General features: G+C 51.6%; 19 protein-coding genes. 12 read left to right on the forward strand and 7 right to left on the reverse strand.

Annotated elements, in window-relative coordinates; translation table 11 throughout:
• Nucleotides 1–129: 129 nt before the first annotated feature.
• Entirely contained in the window at nucleotides 130–1,608 is a 1,479-nt protein-coding gene (locus PsAD37_RS06970) for an AMP nucleosidase (RefSeq protein ID WP_063293848.1), read from the forward strand.
• Nucleotides 1,609–1,672: 64 nt separating this feature from the next.
• Here PsAD37_RS06970 and mutY read toward each other — a convergent pair whose 3' ends face one another.
• Complete coding sequence (mutY, locus tag PsAD37_RS06975) at nucleotides 1,673–2,725, reverse strand: A/G-specific adenine glycosylase (RefSeq protein WP_063295523.1); 1,053 nt, start codon at nucleotides 2,723–2,725, stop codon at nucleotides 1,673–1,675.
• A gap of 146 nt (nucleotides 2,726–2,871) precedes the next feature.
• On the opposite strand from mutY, the gene PsAD37_RS06980 reads away from it, so the two are divergent.
• The gene (locus PsAD37_RS06980; protein ID WP_208985563.1) at nucleotides 2,872–3,399 is read left to right on the forward strand and encodes a DUF721 domain-containing protein; all 528 of its coding nucleotides are present in this window, start codon (nucleotides 2,872–2,874) and stop codon (nucleotides 3,397–3,399) included.
• A 35-nt stretch (nucleotides 3,400–3,434) separates the two neighbouring features.
• Here PsAD37_RS06980 and PsAD37_RS06985 read toward each other — a convergent pair whose 3' ends face one another.
• Nucleotides 3,435–3,926, reverse strand: a complete 492-nt coding sequence (locus PsAD37_RS06985) for a hypothetical protein (RefSeq protein ID WP_152986677.1) — start codon at nucleotides 3,924–3,926, stop codon at nucleotides 3,435–3,437.
• A 509-nt stretch (nucleotides 3,927–4,435) separates the two neighbouring features.
• On the opposite strand from PsAD37_RS06985, the gene PsAD37_RS06990 reads away from it, so the two are divergent.
• The 7 genes from PsAD37_RS06990 to PsAD37_RS07020 all read left to right on the forward strand — a co-directional run bounded on the left by PsAD37_RS06990 (nucleotide 4,436) and on the right by PsAD37_RS07020 (nucleotide 11,471).
• The gene (locus PsAD37_RS06990) at nucleotides 4,436–5,077 is read left to right on the forward strand and encodes a DsbA family protein (RefSeq protein ID WP_057462890.1); all 642 of its coding nucleotides are present in this window, start codon (nucleotides 4,436–4,438) and stop codon (nucleotides 5,075–5,077) included.
• A gap of 93 nt (nucleotides 5,078–5,170) precedes the next feature.
• Nucleotides 5,171–8,629, forward strand: coding sequence for a chromosome segregation protein SMC (gene smc, locus PsAD37_RS06995; protein WP_063295524.1), 3,459 nt, complete (start codon nucleotides 5,171–5,173; stop codon nucleotides 8,627–8,629).
• A gap of 196 nt (nucleotides 8,630–8,825) precedes the next feature.
• Nucleotides 8,826–9,200, forward strand: a complete 375-nt coding sequence (locus PsAD37_RS07000; protein WP_108817844.1) for an AtpZ/AtpI family protein — start codon at nucleotides 8,826–8,828, stop codon at nucleotides 9,198–9,200.
• Nucleotides 9,201–9,252: 52 nt separating this feature from the next.
• Nucleotides 9,253–10,020: a F0F1 ATP synthase subunit A gene (locus tag PsAD37_RS07005; RefSeq protein WP_057462888.1), complete on the forward strand. Its 768-nt coding sequence runs from the start codon at nucleotides 9,253–9,255 to the stop codon at nucleotides 10,018–10,020.
• A 74-nt stretch (nucleotides 10,021–10,094) separates the two neighbouring features.
• Nucleotides 10,095–10,322, forward strand: a complete 228-nt coding sequence (locus PsAD37_RS07010; protein WP_063295525.1) for a F0F1 ATP synthase subunit C — start codon at nucleotides 10,095–10,097, stop codon at nucleotides 10,320–10,322.
• Nucleotides 10,323–10,422: 100 nt separating this feature from the next.
• The gene (locus tag PsAD37_RS07015) at nucleotides 10,423–10,974 is read left to right on the forward strand and encodes a F0F1 ATP synthase subunit B (RefSeq protein WP_063295526.1); all 552 of its coding nucleotides are present in this window, start codon (nucleotides 10,423–10,425) and stop codon (nucleotides 10,972–10,974) included.
• Nucleotides 10,975–10,985: 11 nt separating this feature from the next.
• A complete protein-coding gene (locus tag PsAD37_RS07020; protein ID WP_063295527.1) occupies nucleotides 10,986–11,471 on the forward strand; it encodes an ATP F0F1 synthase subunit B in 486 nt (161 codons plus the stop codon).
• Between the two features lie 164 nt (nucleotides 11,472–11,635).
• Here the strand turns inward: PsAD37_RS07020 and PsAD37_RS28660 are convergent, their stop codons facing one another.
• Together PsAD37_RS28660 and PsAD37_RS28665 are read right to left on the reverse strand one after the other, a co-directional pair.
• Complete coding sequence (locus PsAD37_RS28660; protein ID WP_208991741.1) at nucleotides 11,636–12,187, reverse strand: hypothetical protein; 552 nt, start codon at nucleotides 12,185–12,187, stop codon at nucleotides 11,636–11,638.
• A gap of 10 nt (nucleotides 12,188–12,197) precedes the next feature.
• Complete coding sequence (locus tag PsAD37_RS28665) at nucleotides 12,198–12,527, reverse strand: hypothetical protein (protein WP_208991742.1); 330 nt, start codon at nucleotides 12,525–12,527, stop codon at nucleotides 12,198–12,200.
• Nucleotides 12,528–12,980: 453 nt separating this feature from the next.
• Here PsAD37_RS28665 and PsAD37_RS07030 point away from each other — a divergent pair, with 453 nt between their 5' ends.
• Nucleotides 12,981–13,253 carry a hypothetical protein gene (locus PsAD37_RS07030; RefSeq protein WP_208991743.1) on the forward strand — a complete coding sequence of 91 codons (273 nt, stop codon included), beginning with the start codon at nucleotides 12,981–12,983 and terminating at the stop codon, nucleotides 13,251–13,253.
• Nucleotides 13,254–13,329: 76 nt separating this feature from the next.
• Here the strand turns inward: PsAD37_RS07030 and PsAD37_RS07035 are convergent, their stop codons facing one another.
• Genes PsAD37_RS07035 through PsAD37_RS07045 form a run of 3 tightly spaced genes read right to left on the reverse strand, consistent with a single transcriptional unit; the run spans nucleotide 13,330 to nucleotide 16,270 of the window.
• Nucleotides 13,330–14,391 (reverse strand): FRG domain-containing protein, encoded by a 1,062-nt coding sequence (locus PsAD37_RS07035; protein ID WP_153039685.1) that lies wholly within the window; start codon nucleotides 14,389–14,391, stop codon nucleotides 13,330–13,332.
• Between the two features lie 44 nt (nucleotides 14,392–14,435).
• On the reverse strand, nucleotides 14,436–15,089 hold the full coding sequence (locus PsAD37_RS07040) for a ribonuclease HII (RefSeq protein WP_063295529.1): 654 nt from the start codon (nucleotides 15,087–15,089) through the stop codon (nucleotides 14,436–14,438).
• Nucleotides 15,090–15,142: 53 nt separating this feature from the next.
• Complete coding sequence (locus PsAD37_RS07045) at nucleotides 15,143–16,270, reverse strand: PA0069 family radical SAM protein (protein ID WP_063295530.1); 1,128 nt, start codon at nucleotides 16,268–16,270, stop codon at nucleotides 15,143–15,145.
• Nucleotides 16,271–16,383: 113 nt separating this feature from the next.
• Here PsAD37_RS07045 and PsAD37_RS07050 point away from each other — a divergent pair, with 113 nt between their 5' ends.
• A complete protein-coding gene (locus PsAD37_RS07050) occupies nucleotides 16,384–16,977 on the forward strand; it encodes a glycosyltransferase family 2 protein (protein WP_063295531.1) in 594 nt (197 codons plus the stop codon).
• Nucleotides 16,978–17,000: 23 nt separating this feature from the next.
• Nucleotides 17,001–17,681 (forward strand): ceramidase domain-containing protein, encoded by a 681-nt coding sequence (locus PsAD37_RS07055; RefSeq protein ID WP_063295532.1) that lies wholly within the window; start codon nucleotides 17,001–17,003, stop codon nucleotides 17,679–17,681.
• Nucleotides 17,682–17,741: the final 60 nt, after the last annotated feature.

Genomic DNA, 17,741 nt, shown 5'->3' on the forward strand with positions numbered 1-17,741 from the left:
CACTCACTAAAAAATAAACCATATTTGTCCGCAGTTTGTCTTGACCCTGTCGTAAACATCCCTCAGATATATAGTGACACGAAAGAGGAGAAACCGAACGTGTCGACTATATCCGATAGCGACGTTGTGATGGAAAGCCGTTCCATCCGTACGCCTGAGACAATTCCCCCACAATCCTTTAAAGATGCCAGTGAAGCTGTTGCGCACCTGATCTATCTGTTTGATCGGGCGACTGACTTTCTACGTGAGAATTTTAAAGAGGCTGCACAGGGCAGCATGTCGGAAACCCGGGTCAGAGCATTTTACCCGGAACTGCGATTTGAAGTATCCAGCCACATCCGCGTTGATACGCGCCTGTCCTATGGCTTTGTGGCAAGGCCTGGCAAATACAAAACCACAGTCACCCGGCCAGATCTTTTTAAGAACTACCTGGAACATCAGATTGATCTCCTGATCAAAAACCACGGTCTTGAAGTGGTGATCGCTGAAAGTGATCAGCCGATCCCGCTGCACTTTGCCTTTTATGATGGCGCACACGTGGAAGGCGCTTTGCCATCCAGCGAAGAGCGCCCGTTGCGTGATGTGTTTGATGTGCCGGATCTTGCCGTCATGGATGATGCCATCTCCAATGGCACCTACCGTTCGAAAGATGGCTTTGAGCCGCTTGCGCCGTTTACGGCTCCGCGCGTGGATTATTCCCTGCATCGCTTGCAGCACTACACCGCAACCGCGCCGCGCTATTTCCAGAACTTCGTGCTCTTCACAAACTATCAGTTCTACATTGACGGCTTTGCGCAGATGGCAAAAGAGCTGATCAATGATCCGGAGAGCGGATATGTGGCCTTTGTCGAGCCGGGCAATCTCATCACCTACGCAGGTGATAAAGAGCCGCGCGAAGGTGTGGCCCCGCCGCGCCTGCCACAAATGCCAGCCTATCACCTGCTGCGGGAGGACAACTCCGGCATCACCATGGTGAACATCGGTGTTGGCCCGTCCAATGCAAAAACCATCACCGACCACATTGCAGTGCTTCGCCCACATGCCTGGTTGATGCTTGGCCACTGCGCTGGGCTCAGAAGCAGCCAGCAGCTCGGTGATTACGTACTGGCTCATGGTTATGTGCGTGAAGACAAAGTGCTGGATGCTGACCTGCCAACATGGGTTCCAATCCCGCCACTGGCAGAAGTGCAGGTCGCGCTGGAAGATGCCGTTGAAAAGACCACCGGTTACAGCGGCTATGATCTGAAGCGTGTAATGCGTACAGGAACTGTAGCCTCCATCGATAACCGCAACTGGGAACTGCGCGACCACCGCGAGCCGGTGCAGCGTTTCTCCCAGTCCCGTGCGATCGCGCTGGATATGGAATCCGCAACCATCGCCGCCAACGGTTTCCGCTTCCGCGTTCCCTATGGAACCTTGCTCTGCGTATCAGACAAGCCGCTGCATGGTGAGCTGAAGCTGCCCGGCATGGCGACAGACTTCTACCGGACGCAAGTGAACCAGCATCTGGAAATTGGTGTGAAGACCATGGAGGTCCTGAGGGAAATGCCGTTGGAACGGCTCCACTCTCGCAAACTCCGCAGTTTCATGGAAACCGCATTCCAATAAGCACCAATCAGCATTTGTAGAAACAAGAAAAGCCGGGCTCCAGACCCGGCTTTTTGCTGCGCACTTAGATCACGCCGCCGGCCTTCAGTGCTTTCATCATTACCGTTGGCAGGGCTTCTCCCTCAAGCTCATCTGGTGCTGACCACCAATACCCGTCAGGTTCATCATAATGGGCTGGTGCCTGTGCCTGCCAGACGCTCATTTCCAGATGGAAATGCGTGAAGGTGTGCTTCACGTCCTTCGGCGTACGCACCCAATCCGCAGTGATCGGAGCATGTGAGAGGTCTTCCATCGCTGCATCATCTGCCCAATGCGTCGTGATGGGCTCACTCATGCCTGCAAGCAGTCCTTTATCTTCGCGTTTGCGCAAAAGAATGCGGCCACGTGCGTCGCTGAGCAGAAAGGCCATACCACGCCGTGTCGGTTTCACCTTCTTGGGGGCTTTGCGTGGCAGCGTGTCCGCAATGCCTTGCTTGCGACCCTCACAAACATCCATCCACGGGCAAATGCCACAGGCCGGAGACTTCGGCGTGCAGATCGTGGCACCAAGGTCCATGATGGCCTGCGCAAAGTCGCCGGGTCGGTCATGCGGTGTCACTTCAGCCATCAATGGCTTCACTTCAGCTTTGAGGGCAGGGAGCTCTGTCAGCAATGCATGGCGGCGCGACAGAACCCTCTCCACATTGCCATCAACCACAGCTGCATGGCGCCCAAAGGCTATCGTGGAGATTGCAGCAGCCGTGTAAGGGCCGATGCCGGGGAGCTTTAAAAGCCGCTCTTCTTCCTCAGGAAAACGCCCATTGTGATGCAATTGGACAAATTTTGCACACTTATACAGATTTCTTGCACGGGAATAATAACCAAGCCCAGCCCACGCTTTTAGGATGTCTTCTTCCTCCGCATTGGCCATATCAGCAAGTGTTGGCCATGTCTTTATGAAGAGATTGAAGTAGTTTTTCACTGCCGCAACAGTAGTCTGCTGAAGCATGATTTCTGAGAGCCAGACATGGTAAGGGTCTGGTTTTAAACCGGAAAGTATATCAGCAGGAGCTGTTCGCCATGGCAGTTGGCGAGAATTTCTGTCATACCAGTAAAGAACAACTAGATTATCTTGCATGGTTTTGTGGGTTAACCTTGGTTTTGATCCCTAAATAATTGGGGTTCCCTTGGTAATTCATGGTACCGCGGAAAACGGGACTGAATTAAGGCTAATATAAAGCAATGGTCATATATGTGCCTTAATCTAATGGCGTGATGAAGACGATGAAAGCAACTGCGCAAAATCGGGTTTCCAGGAGATCAAGCCATCAGCTAAACGAGCTGATTGGTAAGACCATGCACCCTGTCGCGCGCAAGCGCGGATTTGCCAGTGCCGACCTTCTCACCGCCTGGCCAGAACTTGTCGGCAAGAAGTATCACGGAAAAGTACAGCCCGGTAGGCTTGTTTGGCCAAGAGCCAAAAGCTCTGAAGGAGAGCCGGTTGCAGAACCTGCAACACTTCTTGTTCATGCGGATGGCTCCACTGCTTTGTTCTTCACGCATGAAGCTCCACAACTGCGAGATCGGATAAACGCCTTTTTAGGCTGGAATGCGGTTGGCCGCATCAAGGTTGTGCAGCGTCCGGCGCTCAGAACCAAAAAGATCACACCAAAACCGCTTCGTGAGCTGTCAGAAATTGAAAACCGCCGCATTGAGCAAAAGGTTGCGTCAGTCTCTGATGAACGGTTGAAGAATGCGCTGGAAAAGCTCGGCAAGAACCTCATTGCCCGCACACCTGCAAGCAACTCCTGATCCATCCTTAAAGACCTGCAGTTCTGAATGAGTGATTACTGGCTGACCACCAGATCATGCCCCTTTGCGGTATATCCCAGCAAAAGGTCAGGGCGCTCCATCAAAAGATAGGCTGTCGTTGTTTCCTGCGCATTCCGCAGCTCAATGGTATCACCATTCACCGCCCACGCCGTCACGCTGCTCAGCTCTTCATTGGTGCAGCCGCTTGTTGCCGCATGTCCGTTTGGAAAACTGCTGGTCACGGCTGGTGTCACAACAGCAGCGCCTGACGGGGTCTTGCTAAACTGAACCCGGCAAGGAGCTGAGCTGTTTCCGCTGCCCTCGCTGACAACCCAGTTCGTAGAGGTAAGTGCGCCCAAATCTGCCGTACCTGTATAAATTGTATTGGATGTCGCAGGTATAGCGGTCGTTTCAATCGTCGTTTCTTGAGTAGTTGTAGGTATAGCTTCAACGAAATCTTCAGATACAGAGGCTTGGCAGGCAATCAGTGGTGTGCTGAGAAGCATTAAGGTAGTCAAGCGCTTCATAATGTATCCGTATATCTTGTTAGAGAGTTCTATAAATATTTAATAACTCATTAATGAGGCAAAAACAAAACAACACGAGAAATTATTGTTGTTTTCCATGCATAAATTCTGTGGGTATGTACTAGCAGTGCAAATTTAATCATAGCGAATATCTTGGAACGCTCTCTGCCCGTTTATCGCGAAATGGCAGAACCTCTTTGTTTTAAACGAAGAAAATCGTTTTCTTGCCTAACGTATGCGTCAATCCTGCTGCCTTACCAAAATTTAATATGACTACTCAGGATATTCGGTAGCATCCGACAAGTATTTGCCATAGTTTCCTGAAAACCAATTGTTGCTGGAAAGCGAGCTGTGGGCATGGCTGTATTCTGCGGATGTTCACCAGTTTGTGATCAATGGCTCTTGGGTTGGAGTGGTTATACTCCAGACCAGATGCTGGCTGTCTTTATGGCGATAAACGCGCCGGGTCAGCCAACAGGGCAACACATTTTAACTTGGGATAGAAAAACGTGACACTCTCTCGCCGTAAGTTTCTTGAGCGCACCAGTGCTCTTACAGCCGCTTCTCTTGCCTTTGCCGCTATGCCAACTGTTGCCTCTGCACAGACCTATTCCGAGGCAGACCTGAATAAGGTTGGCCCGTTGGGTGATAAGGTTATCGGCCAGGCAGACGCTCCTGTCACTGTCATTGAATATGCCTCTTTGACATGTGGTCACTGCGCCAACTTCCACAACACCACATATAAAGAGCTGAAGAAGAAATACATCGACACCGGCAAAGTGCGTTTCATCTTCCGTGAATTCCCGCTGGATACAGTCGCCGCAGCTGGCTTTATGCTTGCGCGCTGTGCACCGGAAGACAAATACTTCGACATTATGTCTCTGATGTTCGAACAGCAGCGCAGCTGGGCATTCACCAATGATCCATACAGCGCCCTGTTGAATATGGGCAAGCAGCTCGGTTTCACTGAAGAAGCTGTAAAGGCTTGCTTGACGAATCAGGAAATACTAGACGGAGTAACCGAAGTTCGTGACTACGGCTCAGACACGCTGGGTGTAGATTCAACACCGACCTTCTTTATCAACGGTGAAAAAGTAAGCGGAGCACTCTCTCTTGAGGAGTTCAGCAAGTACGTGGATAAGAATCTGTAAGACAAGCGGGCAGCCCTCAGGGCTGAATCTCCTGCTCGCAGATCTATGCGCGTATGATCGCTTACACCCTGTTGTAAGAGTAGGGGGCGCTCCATGAAGTTTCAGCGCCTCCGTGTCCTTGGGTTCAAATCCTTTGTTGAGCCTATGGAGTTTGTCATTGAAGACGGCCTGACAGGCGTTGTCGGGCCCAATGGCTGCGGAAAGTCCAATCTTGTAGAAGCGCTGCGCTGGGTTATGGGAGAGAGCTCCTATAAGAACATGCGCGCCTCTGGAATGGATGATGTAATTTTCTCGGGCAGCCTCAACCGCCCGGCGCGTAACACAGCCGAAGTGACGCTCTTTCTCGACAACCAAGATCGAACAGCACCCACTGGATATAACGACAGTGATACGCTGGAAGTCACCCGCCGCATCGAGCGCGAAGCTGGCTCTGTCTATAAGATCAACGGCAAAGACGCTCGTGCAAGAGACGTACAGCTGCTGTTTGCCGACGCCTCCACCGGTGCGCGCTCACCGGCAATGGTGCGACAGGGGCAAATCGGCGAGCTGATTTCGTCCAAACCAACATCGCGTAGAAAGATCCTGGAAGAAGCCGCAGGCATCTCCGGTTTGCACAGCCGCCGGAAAGAAGCAGAAATCCGTCTGCGGGCTGCTGAAACCAATCTGGAGCGACTGGAAGATGTGGTTGTTCAAATTGAAGGGCAACTCGACGGCCTGAAGCGACAAGCAAGACAAGCCACCCGCTACCGCAACCTCTCCTCAGAAATTCGCAAGGCCGAAGCGACGATCCTTTATCTGCGCTGGCAGGAAGCAACAGCCGCGCTGGACGCAGCCCGCAAGCAATATGCGGATGCTGAGATCGGAATGCGAGACATCGCAGGCCTGCAGGCGTCCACGGCGAAAGAGCAGGCACTCGCTGCCCACGAAATCCCAAAGCTCAGAGAAGCCGCAGGTGGCGCTGCTGCTGCACTCCAGCATCTGATTATCGCGAAAAACGATCTTGAGTCAGAAGACCGCCGGATCAGGGAAAAGCTGATGGACCTTCAGGCGCGTCTTGCTCAGATGGAGCAGGACATCGAGCGTGAAGCACAGCTTGCCAGCGAAAACACCAGTCATTTGGAAGAGCTGGAGGAGGAAAAACAAGAACTCCTCGAAGCTGCCGAGACTTTGGACGAGCGTGCGGCTGAAGCCGAAGAACTGGTGTTGATCGCGGAAGACAATCTCGATGCCAGCGAGATGAAACACTCTCGGATCACACAGGATCACGCCAGCCTCCTCGCCAAGCACACCCAGCTCGACAATCAGATCTCAGGCATTCGCCAGAAGAGCGCCCGCTTTAAAGAAGAAGCAGACCGCTTCAAAGGCCAGCTTGAAGCTGTTGAGGCAGATATTAAAGCGGCCAGTGGCCCAAGCGATAAACGCGAAGAGCTGGAAAAGGCTCTGGAAGAGCTGGCTGAAGCAGAAGAAACCGCAGTCGAAGCAGAAGAAACTCTGGCAACGGCACGCGAAACGGAAAACAACTGTCGCACTCCATTGAATGAAGCGCATTCAGCTCTTTCCAGATATGAGACCGAAGCCAAGACACTGCAGGCCGTCCTCTCTGCTGGCCAAAGCGGAGACTGGACACCCGCTGTAGACCGCATGAGCGTGAACCCGGGTTTGGAAACAGCGCTGGGTGCCGCCTTGGGCGAAGACCTTGATGCTGCAATGGAAGAAGATGCGCCGGTCCGTTGGAGCCTGAATGCGGGGGCGGGCAGTGATCCTGCCCTTCCAGCAGGTGCTACACCGCTTTCCGAATATGTGCAGGCGCCCAATGAGCTGGCACGCCGTCTCGCTCAGGTTGGCCTGATTGAGGCTGAACACGGCTCAGCTTTGCGCAAAGAGCTGAAAGTTGGCCAGCGACTGGTCAGCAAGCAAGGGGACCTGTGGCGCTGGGATGGTTTGATCATCGCAGCAGATGCACCAACACCAGCTGCACAACGCCTCGCGCAACGAAACCGCTTGGCGGAACTGGAAGACCTTGTCGAACAGACGAGGGATCTGGTGGAAGAAAAGAAAGAAGCGCTGGAGACCGCGACCGAGCACAGGCGTCAGGCGGAAGTTGCTGAACAGGATATGCGTCAGAAACTGCGCCTGGAGCAATCTCGCATTGTCGCCTTGCGGGAAGAACTCGCGACTGCTGAGCGTGCCTTAACAGAATTGTCGGTGCGTAAAACAACGCTTGAAGAACAGCTTCGCCGCGCAAATGAAGATTATGAAGAGACTGCAGCTTCGCTCGAAGAAGCCGAGAGCGCTCTGGAAGAACTACCGGATATTGCAGGCGTAACAGCTGAGCTGGAAAGTGCGTCCAAAGATGTTTCCACCTGCCGCAGCAAACTGGCAGAGGCCAAAGGAGCCACCGATGCGCTGAAGCGGGAAGGGGAGCTGCGTGCGCGGCGCCTTGAAACCATTGAACGCGACAGACAGAATTGGGTTCAGCGCGCGCAAAACGCAGACAAGCAAATCTCCGTCCTGCGCCAGCGTCGTGATGATGCCGCAGAAGAGCGTCTCATCCTGTTGGAGAGCCCGGAGGAGATCGAGCTCAAACGTCAGGACCTGATGAATGGCCTCACATCTGCAGAGAGTGCACGCAAGGCAGCTGATGACAAACTCGCGGAAGGTGAAAAGCGCCAGCTGATCGCCGACCAGAAGGCCCGTGAAGCCATGGAAGGCTTATCTGGTGCTCGCGAGCGTAAGGTCCGTGCCGAAGAGCGCCTTGAAGCCGCCAAAGAGCGCCGCCTGGAAATTGAACGCCGCGTGGATGAGGTGTTGGAGGTCAATGTCTCTCGTCTGCATGAGATGGCCGGACTGTCGCAAGATGCGCCTTTGCCGGATGCCGAAGGCGCCGAACGCAAGCTTGATCGTTTGAAGGCTGAGCGGGAACGTCTTGGAGGCGTAAACCTGCGTGCTGATGAGGAAATGCAGGAAATTACGGAGCAGCGAGACACGCTGATCACCGAAAGAGACGACCTGATTGAGGCCATCAGGAAGTTGCGCACAGGAATCATGAACCTGAACAAGGAAGCGAGAGAGCGTCTCTTGAGCTCTTTTGATCAGGTCAACGACCACTTCAAGCGTTTATTCACACACTTGTTCGGCGGTGGAACAGCAGAGCTGAAACTGGTGGATGCGGAAGACCCGCTCGACGCGGGTTTGGAGATCTTCGCACGCCCTCCGGGCAAGAAGCCGCAGACCATGACACTGCTGTCAGGTGGTGAGCAGGCTCTCACCGCCATGGCGCTCATATTCGCAGTTTTCCTTACGAATCCGGCGCCAATCTGTGTTCTGGACGAGGTTGACGCTCCGTTGGACGATGCCAATGTTGAGCGTTATTGTGCTTTGCTGGAAGATATGACGCAAAACACGGCAACGCGTTTCACTGTCATCACACACAACCCGATTACCATGGCGCGCATGTCCAGATTGTTCGGCGTAACCATGGCTGAAAGAGGGGTCTCTCAGCTCGTATCAGTAGATCTTGAGACGGCTGAACGATTCACGGAACCGGCCTAAAATAGGGTACAATACGGGCTTGAAAGTATCCTTTATACGTATTCTCTGTTAGAAACTCTGGAAACACTTTAAATATCAGTTATTTAGCTTAAGTAGCTCTAACCTTGACAGTGCAGATCACGAGCATTATGGTGCCCCCGACTTTCAGGGGCATCCATGTCTTTGAACTATCTGCCGGTATCTAGGAAGAATGAACATGTCTCCCGATGAGAATAAGCAGAGTGAAAAAGACATGAAAGAAACTGATCGTCACCTGTCTGAGCGGCTAGAAAAGCTCGGCAAAACGTTGGATACACGCTTGGACGAAGCCTCTGCTAAAGAGGAACCGAACAAGACCAGCGCGATGTCAGGCTTGTCACAGGCTTGGAAGATGTCTTCCGAGTTTATTGCCGCTATCTTTGTCGGGGGGGCACTCGGCTGGATGGCGGATAGCTGGATCGGGACCAAGCCGTGGGGGATGATAATTCTCCTGATGCTTGGCTTCGTTGCGGGAATATTAAACGTCCTTCGGGAGGCGGGCAAAGTCGCCGGCCCTGAAAGACGGATGAATTCCGGCAAGAAGCAGGACTAACTAATTCATCGCGCTCTTGCGCTCGTAAATTGGCACTTCAGGGGTACTACCTGTGGCTGGAAATTCAGGCAACGCGATCGATCCGATCCACCAGTTTCATATCTCCAAGATCTTTCCTGTGGAGATTGGCGGTGTTGATTTCTCCTTTACCAACGCTTCCTTGTTCATGGTTGTCACCGTCGCTGTAGCGACCTTGTTCCTCGTTCTGTCTACCAACAGACGTGGTCTGGTCCCTAGCCGCGCTCAACTCATGGCGGAAATGTCCTACGAGTTTGTTGCTGCCACATTGCGAGGATCAGCAGGCAATGACGGAATGCGGTTCTTCCCGCTCGTCTTCTCCCTGTTCATGTTCGTTTTCGTTGCAAACATGCTCGGGATGTTCCCATACTTCTTCACCGTTACAAGTCAGATCATCGTGACATTTGCACTCGCAATTCTCGTGATTGGCACTGTAACGATCTACGGTTTCTTCAAGCACGGTGCAGGCTTCCTTAAGCTGTTCGTCCCAAGTGGCGTTCCAGTTGGGGTTATTCCTCTGGTGTCCACGATTGAAGTTATCTCTTTCCTTTCACGTCCAGTTAGCTTGTCCGTTCGTTTGTTCGCAAACATGCTTGCTGGTCATATCACTCTGAAGGTTTTCGCAGGTTTTGTTGTCATGCTCACCGGTTTCGGTGCAGTTGGCATCGCATCTGCGATCCTGCCTCTGATACTTACAGTTGCCATCACGGCTCTTGAGTTCCTCGTGGCATTTCTTCAGGCCTACGTCTTTACCGTTCTTACCTGCATGTATCTTGCAGATGCGCTCCATCCGAGCCACTAAGTAACGTGTAGAATCCGGGTTTTAAACCCAAAAACAAAGTCATAGACGCTATTGCTAGTTTAGGAGCACTTGTCATGGATGCAGAAGCAGCAAAATACATTGGTGCCGGTATCGCCTGCCTTGGTATGGGTGGTGCAGCTCTCGGTCTTGGAAACATCTTCGGCAGCTTCCTTGCCGGCGCACTGCGCAACCCATCTGCAGCAGATGGACAGTTTGGCCGCCTCATCCTCGGCTTTGCTGTGACCGAAGCTCTCGGCATCTTCTCCCTTCTCGTCGCACTTCTGCTGCTGTTCGCAGTATAATCGACGACAACGATTAGAGCGTTTTATGGTGACGGTTCCTCTTGGTAGGGACCGTCTCTAAAATCATAAAACGTTACGAAGAGCGTTCACGGAGAAGTTGATGTCGAATACTCAAGGCAACCTGAATACAACTGCCGAAGTTGGCATTGTAGAGGATAGCGGTAGCTTTCCTCCGTTCGACAGCACGACTTACCCGTCTCAGCTGTTGTGGTTGGTTCTTTCCTTCGGCGTTTTCTACTGGGTAATGTCGAAAGTGGTCCTTCCACGTATCGGCGGTATCCTTGAAGATCGTCGCGATCGCATCGCAGGAGATATGGCAGAAGCATCCCGTCTCAAACAAGAGACAGATGAAGCCATTGCATCCTACGAAAGTGCTCTAGCTGAAGCGCGCAAAAAAGCCACTACCATGGCTCATGATGCACGCTCTAAGGTGAAAGCAGAGACAGAAAGCGCCCGCGCAGCGGCTGAAGAGCAGCTGGCAGCTAAGCTTTCCGAATCTGAACAGAGCATTTCCAAGATCACAGCTGAAAGCCTGTCTCATGTTGGCGAAATCGCTGCAGAGACTGCAGGCGAGCTTGTGAAGGCACTTATCGGTGGCCGTGCTCCAGCGAAAGCTGAAGTTGCCAAAGCCGTTGATGCTGCACTTAAGTAAGGGGTGACAGAATGTTCGATGCAAGCCTTTGGGCACTCGTTGGTCTCATCCTCTTCTTTGTCCTGATGTGGTACCTGAAAGTACCTGGCAAGGTTGGTGCAATGCTTGACCAGCAAGCGGACAACATCAAGCAAGAGCTTGAAGGCGCCCGTAAGCTGCGTGAAGAAGCTCAGGCTCTGATGGCCGAGTACCAGCGCAAGCGTAAAGAGGCTGAAGCGGAAGCAGATCAGATCGTTGCTGATGCAAAAGTTGAAGCTGATCGTCTGGCTGAAGAAGCCAAGGCAGCTCTCGAAGAGATGATTGCACGTCGCACCAAAGCAGCCGAAGCGAAAATCGCTCAGGCTGAAGCAAATGCGATTGCACAGGTTCGCTCCCGTGCTGCAGATGTTGCAGTTCAGGCCGCTGAAACCATCGTCGCTTCCAGCACTGCCAAAGAAGAAGTTCAGGATAAAGTGCTCAAGCAGAGCATCAAACAGGTTTCTGAAAACCTGAATTGATCCTCAGAATTTCTGACAAGAATATCAAAAAAGGCTCCCGAATTTCGGGAGCCTTTTTCTTTGTCTAAACATTACTTGGCTTCAGCGTCCTGATAGCGAACTAGACATGCCATTCAGCAAGTCCCAACCGTTCTGAGGTGTCGATTTTAATTGGCAATGGGCTGTCATCCGGCTGATGCATCAAAACAACATCCGCTTCTGTGCAGTGCGGTCAACAACGCTATGATGCTGCCGGAGCTGAATGCATCAGCGTGAATGGTGTTCCCGGGCACCAGAATACCACTGCCATGTGGAACAAGGAAGTTGGTGAGAGCAAACTGATCTTCTTCAAGCTGCGTCCCTACAGTGATCACAATCTCACTCTGTTCAGAAGCTGGCATGAACACATGCGGGAAGTCATGCGTTTCAATAAAGAAACCGTTCGTCACATCCAGCCGGTACTGCGGATAGGCCTTGCCAAACTCATACTCAACAGCATTCAGATTGCCATCAAACTTCAGCGGGACTGTCTGTCCGTCATCGAAGATTTTGACCCCGAAGGCCGCCGCTATGTTATCCCGGTTAGGACTGATTGGCGTCACAAGAGGAATGTCGAGGCTTGTCTCAGCGGAGGCAAACAGTCCGCTTGCCCCAAACACGTTTCCGGGTGCAGGAACCTGTACGGTTGATGCATCCAGCCATCTGCCTTGCGTTTGCAGATAAGACCCATCAGGCAATTTCGCGATATCAGCAGGGGAGGTAGCAACTGACTTGTGTGTACCAGCTGTTTCCTGAGCTGGTTAGGAACGGGGCTTTGGCAGACAACACTGCATCTTTGCCGCCCTCCACGACGTTGTGAAGCGCATTTGTCGTCATTCCGAGTTTGTCATTCACCACGCGATGAACAGAAACTGCAGCAAGACTGGAATCCACTTGCCGCTCCGGAATAGCAGGATTGTATTTTACGTTGATACCAAGATCACCAAGATGACGTTCCTTATACGTCTCTTGGTGATCAGCAGGCTTGGCAGTGTTTTGAACCGCCTGTGGTTGGACTGGGAGGGTCTCGTTCCGCACGGCACTGTGATAGCTGGCATTTCAATGCTCCTGAATTTAGAGTTGCAATGCCGCTATGATGTGAGCTGTTACGCCTCTGGGTTGTGCCAAAATGCACTCAAAGGCGAGTAAGTGCCGCAAGGTCATTCAGCTCTGCATTATAATGCGAGAGCATTGGAAAGGCCTGTGTGCTTGGGTTCAAAGCTGGAACGCCTCTTTTAAATTGGCTATGACGGCCAGTCGGGATCATCGCTGATAATACGAAACACACATTTCCATTTACAATTCTAATCGATCACATGGACACCAATAGTGGCGTCCCTAAAATAAGTGCCGACCTCACACGAATTGGGGAAAGTTCTGCCGTCCTAGGCCAAACGAGTACCTCAAGAACAACGGTTTCTTGCGCTTCCTAGTGGCATAAGTCTTGCTTGATTGAATTCTGAATTCTGAATTCTGAATTTTGCTTAAATTATGAGTTTTGATCAATTGATGAGCCACGCTAATTTTTCACTCGCCAAACCACTAGCTTCTCTCAATGCTGTTCGCATTGAGGCTGATGAAGTAAGGCCAATCAATCCAGAAGAAGCGCTCAGTTTTATTAGGTTGGCAAATGCGGAGATAGATAAGTTCTACACGAAGGGCGCACCAATCAAAATTTCCACGAGCGGATCATCGGCGGAGATGATCGACATACAGCGTTTACTTCTGCAAACGCAGGAAATTTGGCAAAAGCACTTTGGATAAGCTGCGGACAGCTCTGAAATCCTTTTAGTTCAGCTAAGTCATGTCGCACTCTTTCTGACTTCGGAGAGATGCGTGGCTAAATTGTCTCCAAGTTTACCCCTACTGCAAGGCTGTCGAGTTTGTTTTGTACGTGCTTCAATGTGATGGTGTCGTTTACAGCTTGAACGCAACCTTCAAAGCCAGGAAACAGCTTTGCAGAATCCATATTATGCTGCTTCAAAATACGAAGTAGCTTTGGAACTTCCAAAATGGGGAGAGTCACACACTCCAAAATCATTTGGAGGCGATCTGCATTGCTAAGATCCTTATGCACTTCCAGGAAACGATGGCAGCAGAGTATTGCTTCATCAAGAGCCAGGTTTACTTTGTCTAAGTGTGCCCATTTTTCATTCATGATGTATGGTTGGTGTAATGTAAATGCACCGAGCTGCGCGACGATATTTTTGTTACTTTGTGTCGGAGGTTCAACAAAGTCGATATCAAATGGCATCGCTTTACGTGAGTATTCATTCTTTAGACAAGCCATTGCATTTTTAGAAATCGACTTGGCTCGGTCTCTGTTCAGTACCCAAACATGAATTTGTTGACATGATAGTTTTTTTAAAAAGTTGTCATCGGTTCTTACTCTAGGCTGCCCTTCTCTTAGCAGCTCATTAAGTATATTTAACGCGCCTGAAGCGGCAAACGTCATGGCAGCTCCAGAAGAGCGTGTCCAATCTAGTAGCCTGGTTTTCATCCCGTAATGCTGTGCTAGGGCAATCAATTCGCGTAGATTTTCATTTGGAAACCAAGGCGATAAGCTCGTACTAGAGTTCTCGTCAGCCTCCATAAGGCTGCGATGAACTTCACTAGGAACTCTAGGAAGATCTAACCCCAACTCTCTCGCCCTACGATAGAATTCAATAAGGTTTGCTAGTTCTTTGTTGCCACGAAATGGTTTTACGTTGTCAAACCACGGCATAGCATCAGGGCGTAAAGCAGATGGAATAAGTTTGAAAGAGGCGTCTTTATGTCCTCTAAAAAGTAAACGACCTTCTTGGTCTGGATCTGCAGTCTGACGTTTGATGAGATAATCGTAAAATTCTTGAGCAGTAAGGGTTGGTTGAGTACGGACAATAGATTTAAGATCAGATTTCATGAAAAAGACCTGCTTCTTTAAGTACAATAATATGATGTCTTTTCTTACCCCTCAATCATCTCCCGAATAGGTCGGAAGGAACAGCGGTGGAGCGGTGTTACGCCGTGTGCTGCCAGTGCTTCCTGATGCTGTTTGGTGCCGTAGCCTTTGTGTTTGGCAAAGCCATACTCCGGGAAATGCTTGTCCATCTTCACCATCAGGCGGTCACGGGTCACCTTGGCAACGATGGAAGCAGCTGAGATGGCGAGGCAGCGGCCATCACCCTTGATCAGCGCTTGCCCTTCCTGCGGCAGGTGATGGGGCACATCCCTACCATCAATGAAGAACCGTTTCACCGGAACGCTGAGCGAGCGGGCGCAGGTGCGCATGCCCTGCAAGGTTGCTTCGCGAATGTTGATCCGGTCAACGGTCTGTGCACTTTGCACGCAAACACTCACATCAGCCATCTCAAGGATCTGCTCAAAGAGCTCCTCGCGCTTGGCCTCGGCCAACTTCTTGGAGTCGTTCAGCCCCTCTGGCAAGTTGTTGTAGTCGAGGCTGGCAGCAGCAACCACCACAGGGCCAGCCCATGGCCCGCGCCCTGCTTCATCAATACCGGCAAACCGCCCTTGCAGGTCTTGCTCAACAGAGCGCTCAAAGCGCAGGTCAGGCGCATCAGGAAAGGCGATATCAAAGAGGGAGTTTGCAAAATACGACATGCCCCTCATTGCCATGTAGCCCAGCAGCTTTCAAGCATCAAAACACGCCTCGTCTACAGCAATGAAAGCTGCACACCGCCGCAAGTTGGTTTGATGAAATGGTCACAGGACAACTTCATTGAGCGCGAGGATAAACCCTTGCTCTTACACGCCAGCTGAAAGCGCTTTGCCAGCTGGTCAGCGTAAGGACCTTTACCCTTGAAGCGCTGCGTCCACCGAGCGTCATAGTCTTTTCCATCACGCATGGAACGCAAAAGGCTCAGCACACGCCGGTAACTGCCCGGAGCTTCCCGCAAAAGCCATTCCTTGAAGAGTTCAGAAACCTCTCGAGGAAGACGCAGCAAAATGTAACTGGCCTCTGTCGCACCATGCTCTTTACAAACCTCAAGAATGCTTTCAAGTTCATGATCCGTCAGTCCGGGAATGATCGGAGCTGCCAGCACAGCGGTTGGAATACCCGCATCAGACAGTGCTTTGATCGCTTGCAAACGGCGAGGCGGCGTAGACGCGCGTGGTTCAAGGCTCCGCGCGATCTTTCGGTCCAGCGTGGTCACAGAAATTGCCACCTTTGCCAGATTGCGCTCTGCCATTTCGCTAAGAATATCGATATCCCGCATGACCAGCGCTGACTTGGTGACAATGGTCACCGGATGGCCCGTCTTGTTCAACACCTCCAGAACATCGCGCATGATTTTGTGCGTACGTTCAATCGGCTGATAGGGATCAGTATTAGTGCCAATCGCAATGGGTTTGGGTTGATAAGAGGATGCACCCAGCTCCCGTTCCAGCACCTGTGCTGCATTGGGCTTGGCAAACAAGCGGCTTTCAAAATCCAGTCCTGGCGACAGGCCCATATACGCATGGGTTGGCCGCGCAAAGCAGTAGATGCAGCCATGCTCACAGCCCCGATACGGATTGATTGAGCGATCAAAAGGCAGGTCAGGAGAGCTGTTCTTGGTGATCACATGGCGTGCAGTTTCAATCTGCACTTCTGTCTTGATCGGGGGAAGTTCATCAATTGTTCCCCAGCCGTCATCCATCAGCTCCCGGCTTTCCGCCTCAAACCGGCCAGCCTTGTTGGAATGGGCAGCACGGCCCCGTCCTGTCATATTGACCGGAAGCGAAGACCCTAAAGGATCAGCGGCCTCAGTTTCGGCCCTGTGATTTTGTGCAGTTGACATGGGGCATGCACTTTCATCTTCTTATGAGAACATAAGTGGAACATTGCTCAAAATATCTGGATTTGCAAGCCTTTACTTTCCAAAGCTAAGGCAAATCACTGTAAGCTGTTGGAATGATTAGCGCACTTATTCCCACCTATAACAGCGAGCACCGGCTGGTGCTCACCCTGTCCGCTCTGGTCCCAGCTTCCGCAGAAGGTATCCTGAAAGAAGTCATTATCGCCGATGAAGGTTCATCTGATGGGACCGAGATCGTCGCGGATGCCAGCGGCGCAGATTTCGTCAGCACCACCGCAAAATCGGGCTCAGCTCTGGCGCAAGGGCTCAAACAGTGCACCCGTTCCAACTGGATTTTGCTGATCCAACCCGGAGCCATATTACAAGCGGGCTGGCAGACAGAAGCAGCTGCTTTTATAGAGCGCGCGGAGCGGGTAGGAACTGCCAAAAATCTGATTGGCGTGTTTCCCAGCCGCACAGAAGAATTCGGCACTGTCGCACAACTCAAGCAGAAGCTTATAACCCTCAAGCATCGGTTGCTGAAAGCATCATGCCACCAGCTCCCCATGCTGATGCACAAAGACCATCTACAACAAGCGCTCGCGAATGCGTCAGGAGTGAGCCAGCAGGATCAGCTCCAGAAGGTTTTGAGGGCTAGCCGGGTCCATTGGTTGAACGGTACAGTGATCTTTCAAAATACGACGAGATAACGCGGTACCAGCTTGGAGAGCTCATGGATTGGAATCAACACCTGAACCAATACTGCGAGCGCACCTCCGATGCATTCTGGTCTGAGCCACTCAATGCAGTGAGCAACGCTGCTTTCATCATTGCTGCGCTGATTGCCCTTCAATTCTGGTTGAACGCACGTAGCAACGCAAAAAAAACGCATTCAACGCAAACCAACGCACAAGATAACGCAGCTTTGGTTCTCATTGCTCTGTTGACCATAATTGGGATCGGGTCGTTCCTGTTCCACACCTTCGCAACCCTCTGGTCTATGCTGGCTGATGTCATCCCGATTGCGATCTTCATGCTGGTTTACTTCTACCTTGCCACGCGTCGATACATGGATGCCAACCTCTTGATATCACTGGGCGCAACGCTGCTCTTCTTTGGGGCAATGGCATTTGGCCCAAGGCTGTTTGAGGGGATACTCGGATCCACCGCTGGCTACTTCCCGGCACTCCTCGCAATCCTGCTTTTTGCAGGCCTGACCCGCAGCAAAAACAGGCAAACAACCAACGCTCTGTTAGCCGCTGGCGTGGTCTTCGCACTTTCGATGAGTTTCCGGATTTTGGACGAACCAATTTGCTCAATTTTGCCAGTTGGAACACATTCCTTGTGGCATATTTTGAATGCAATTGTTTTGCTTATTCTAATTCGCGCATTTATACGCTTTAAGACGTATTGAGATACTGCAAAATCCTAGGCGATGGTCTAGGTTTTGCAAAACTGCGACATCTGAACCGGA

This window comes from Pseudovibrio sp. Ad37, assembly GCF_001623075.1.
In the GTDB taxonomy this organism is placed as follows: Bacteria; Pseudomonadota; Alphaproteobacteria; order Rhizobiales; family Stappiaceae; genus Pseudovibrio.

Excerpts from the sequence above, each read along its gene's own strand:
- PsAD37_RS07000 (WP_108817844.1), top strand. The coding sequence starts at position 8,826 with ATGTCTCCCGATGAGAATAAGCAGAGTGAAAAAGACATGAAAGAAACT.
- PsAD37_RS07035 (WP_153039685.1), bottom strand. The coding sequence starts at position 14,391 with ATGAAATCTGATCTTAAATCTATTGTCCGTACTCAACCAACCCTTACT.
- PsAD37_RS07050 (WP_063295531.1), top strand. The coding sequence starts at position 16,384 with ATGATTAGCGCACTTATTCCCACCTATAACAGCGAGCACCGGCTGGTG.
- mutY (WP_063295523.1), bottom strand. The coding sequence starts at position 2,725 with ATGCAAGATAATCTAGTTGTTCTTTACTGGTATGACAGAAATTCTCGC.
- PsAD37_RS07030 (WP_208991743.1), top strand. The coding sequence starts at position 12,981 with ATGAGTTTTGATCAATTGATGAGCCACGCTAATTTTTCACTCGCCAAA.
- PsAD37_RS06980 (WP_208985563.1), top strand. The coding sequence starts at position 2,872 with ATGAAAGCAACTGCGCAAAATCGGGTTTCCAGGAGATCAAGCCATCAG.
- PsAD37_RS07045 (WP_063295530.1), bottom strand. The coding sequence starts at position 16,270 with ATGTCAACTGCACAAAATCACAGGGCCGAAACTGAGGCCGCTGATCCT.
- smc (WP_063295524.1), top strand. The coding sequence starts at position 5,171 with ATGAAGTTTCAGCGCCTCCGTGTCCTTGGGTTCAAATCCTTTGTTGAG.
- PsAD37_RS07015 (WP_063295526.1), top strand. The coding sequence starts at position 10,423 with ATGTCGAATACTCAAGGCAACCTGAATACAACTGCCGAAGTTGGCATT.
- PsAD37_RS07055 (WP_063295532.1), top strand. The coding sequence starts at position 17,001 with ATGGATTGGAATCAACACCTGAACCAATACTGCGAGCGCACCTCCGAT.
- PsAD37_RS07040 (WP_063295529.1), bottom strand. The coding sequence starts at position 15,089 with ATGTCGTATTTTGCAAACTCCCTCTTTGATATCGCCTTTCCTGATGCG.
- PsAD37_RS07020 (WP_063295527.1), top strand. The coding sequence starts at position 10,986 with ATGTTCGATGCAAGCCTTTGGGCACTCGTTGGTCTCATCCTCTTCTTT.
- PsAD37_RS06985 (WP_152986677.1), bottom strand. The coding sequence starts at position 3,926 with ATGAAGCGCTTGACTACCTTAATGCTTCTCAGCACACCACTGATTGCC.
- PsAD37_RS07010 (WP_063295525.1), top strand. The coding sequence starts at position 10,095 with ATGGATGCAGAAGCAGCAAAATACATTGGTGCCGGTATCGCCTGCCTT.
- PsAD37_RS06970 (WP_063293848.1), top strand. The coding sequence starts at position 130 with ATGGAAAGCCGTTCCATCCGTACGCCTGAGACAATTCCCCCACAATCC.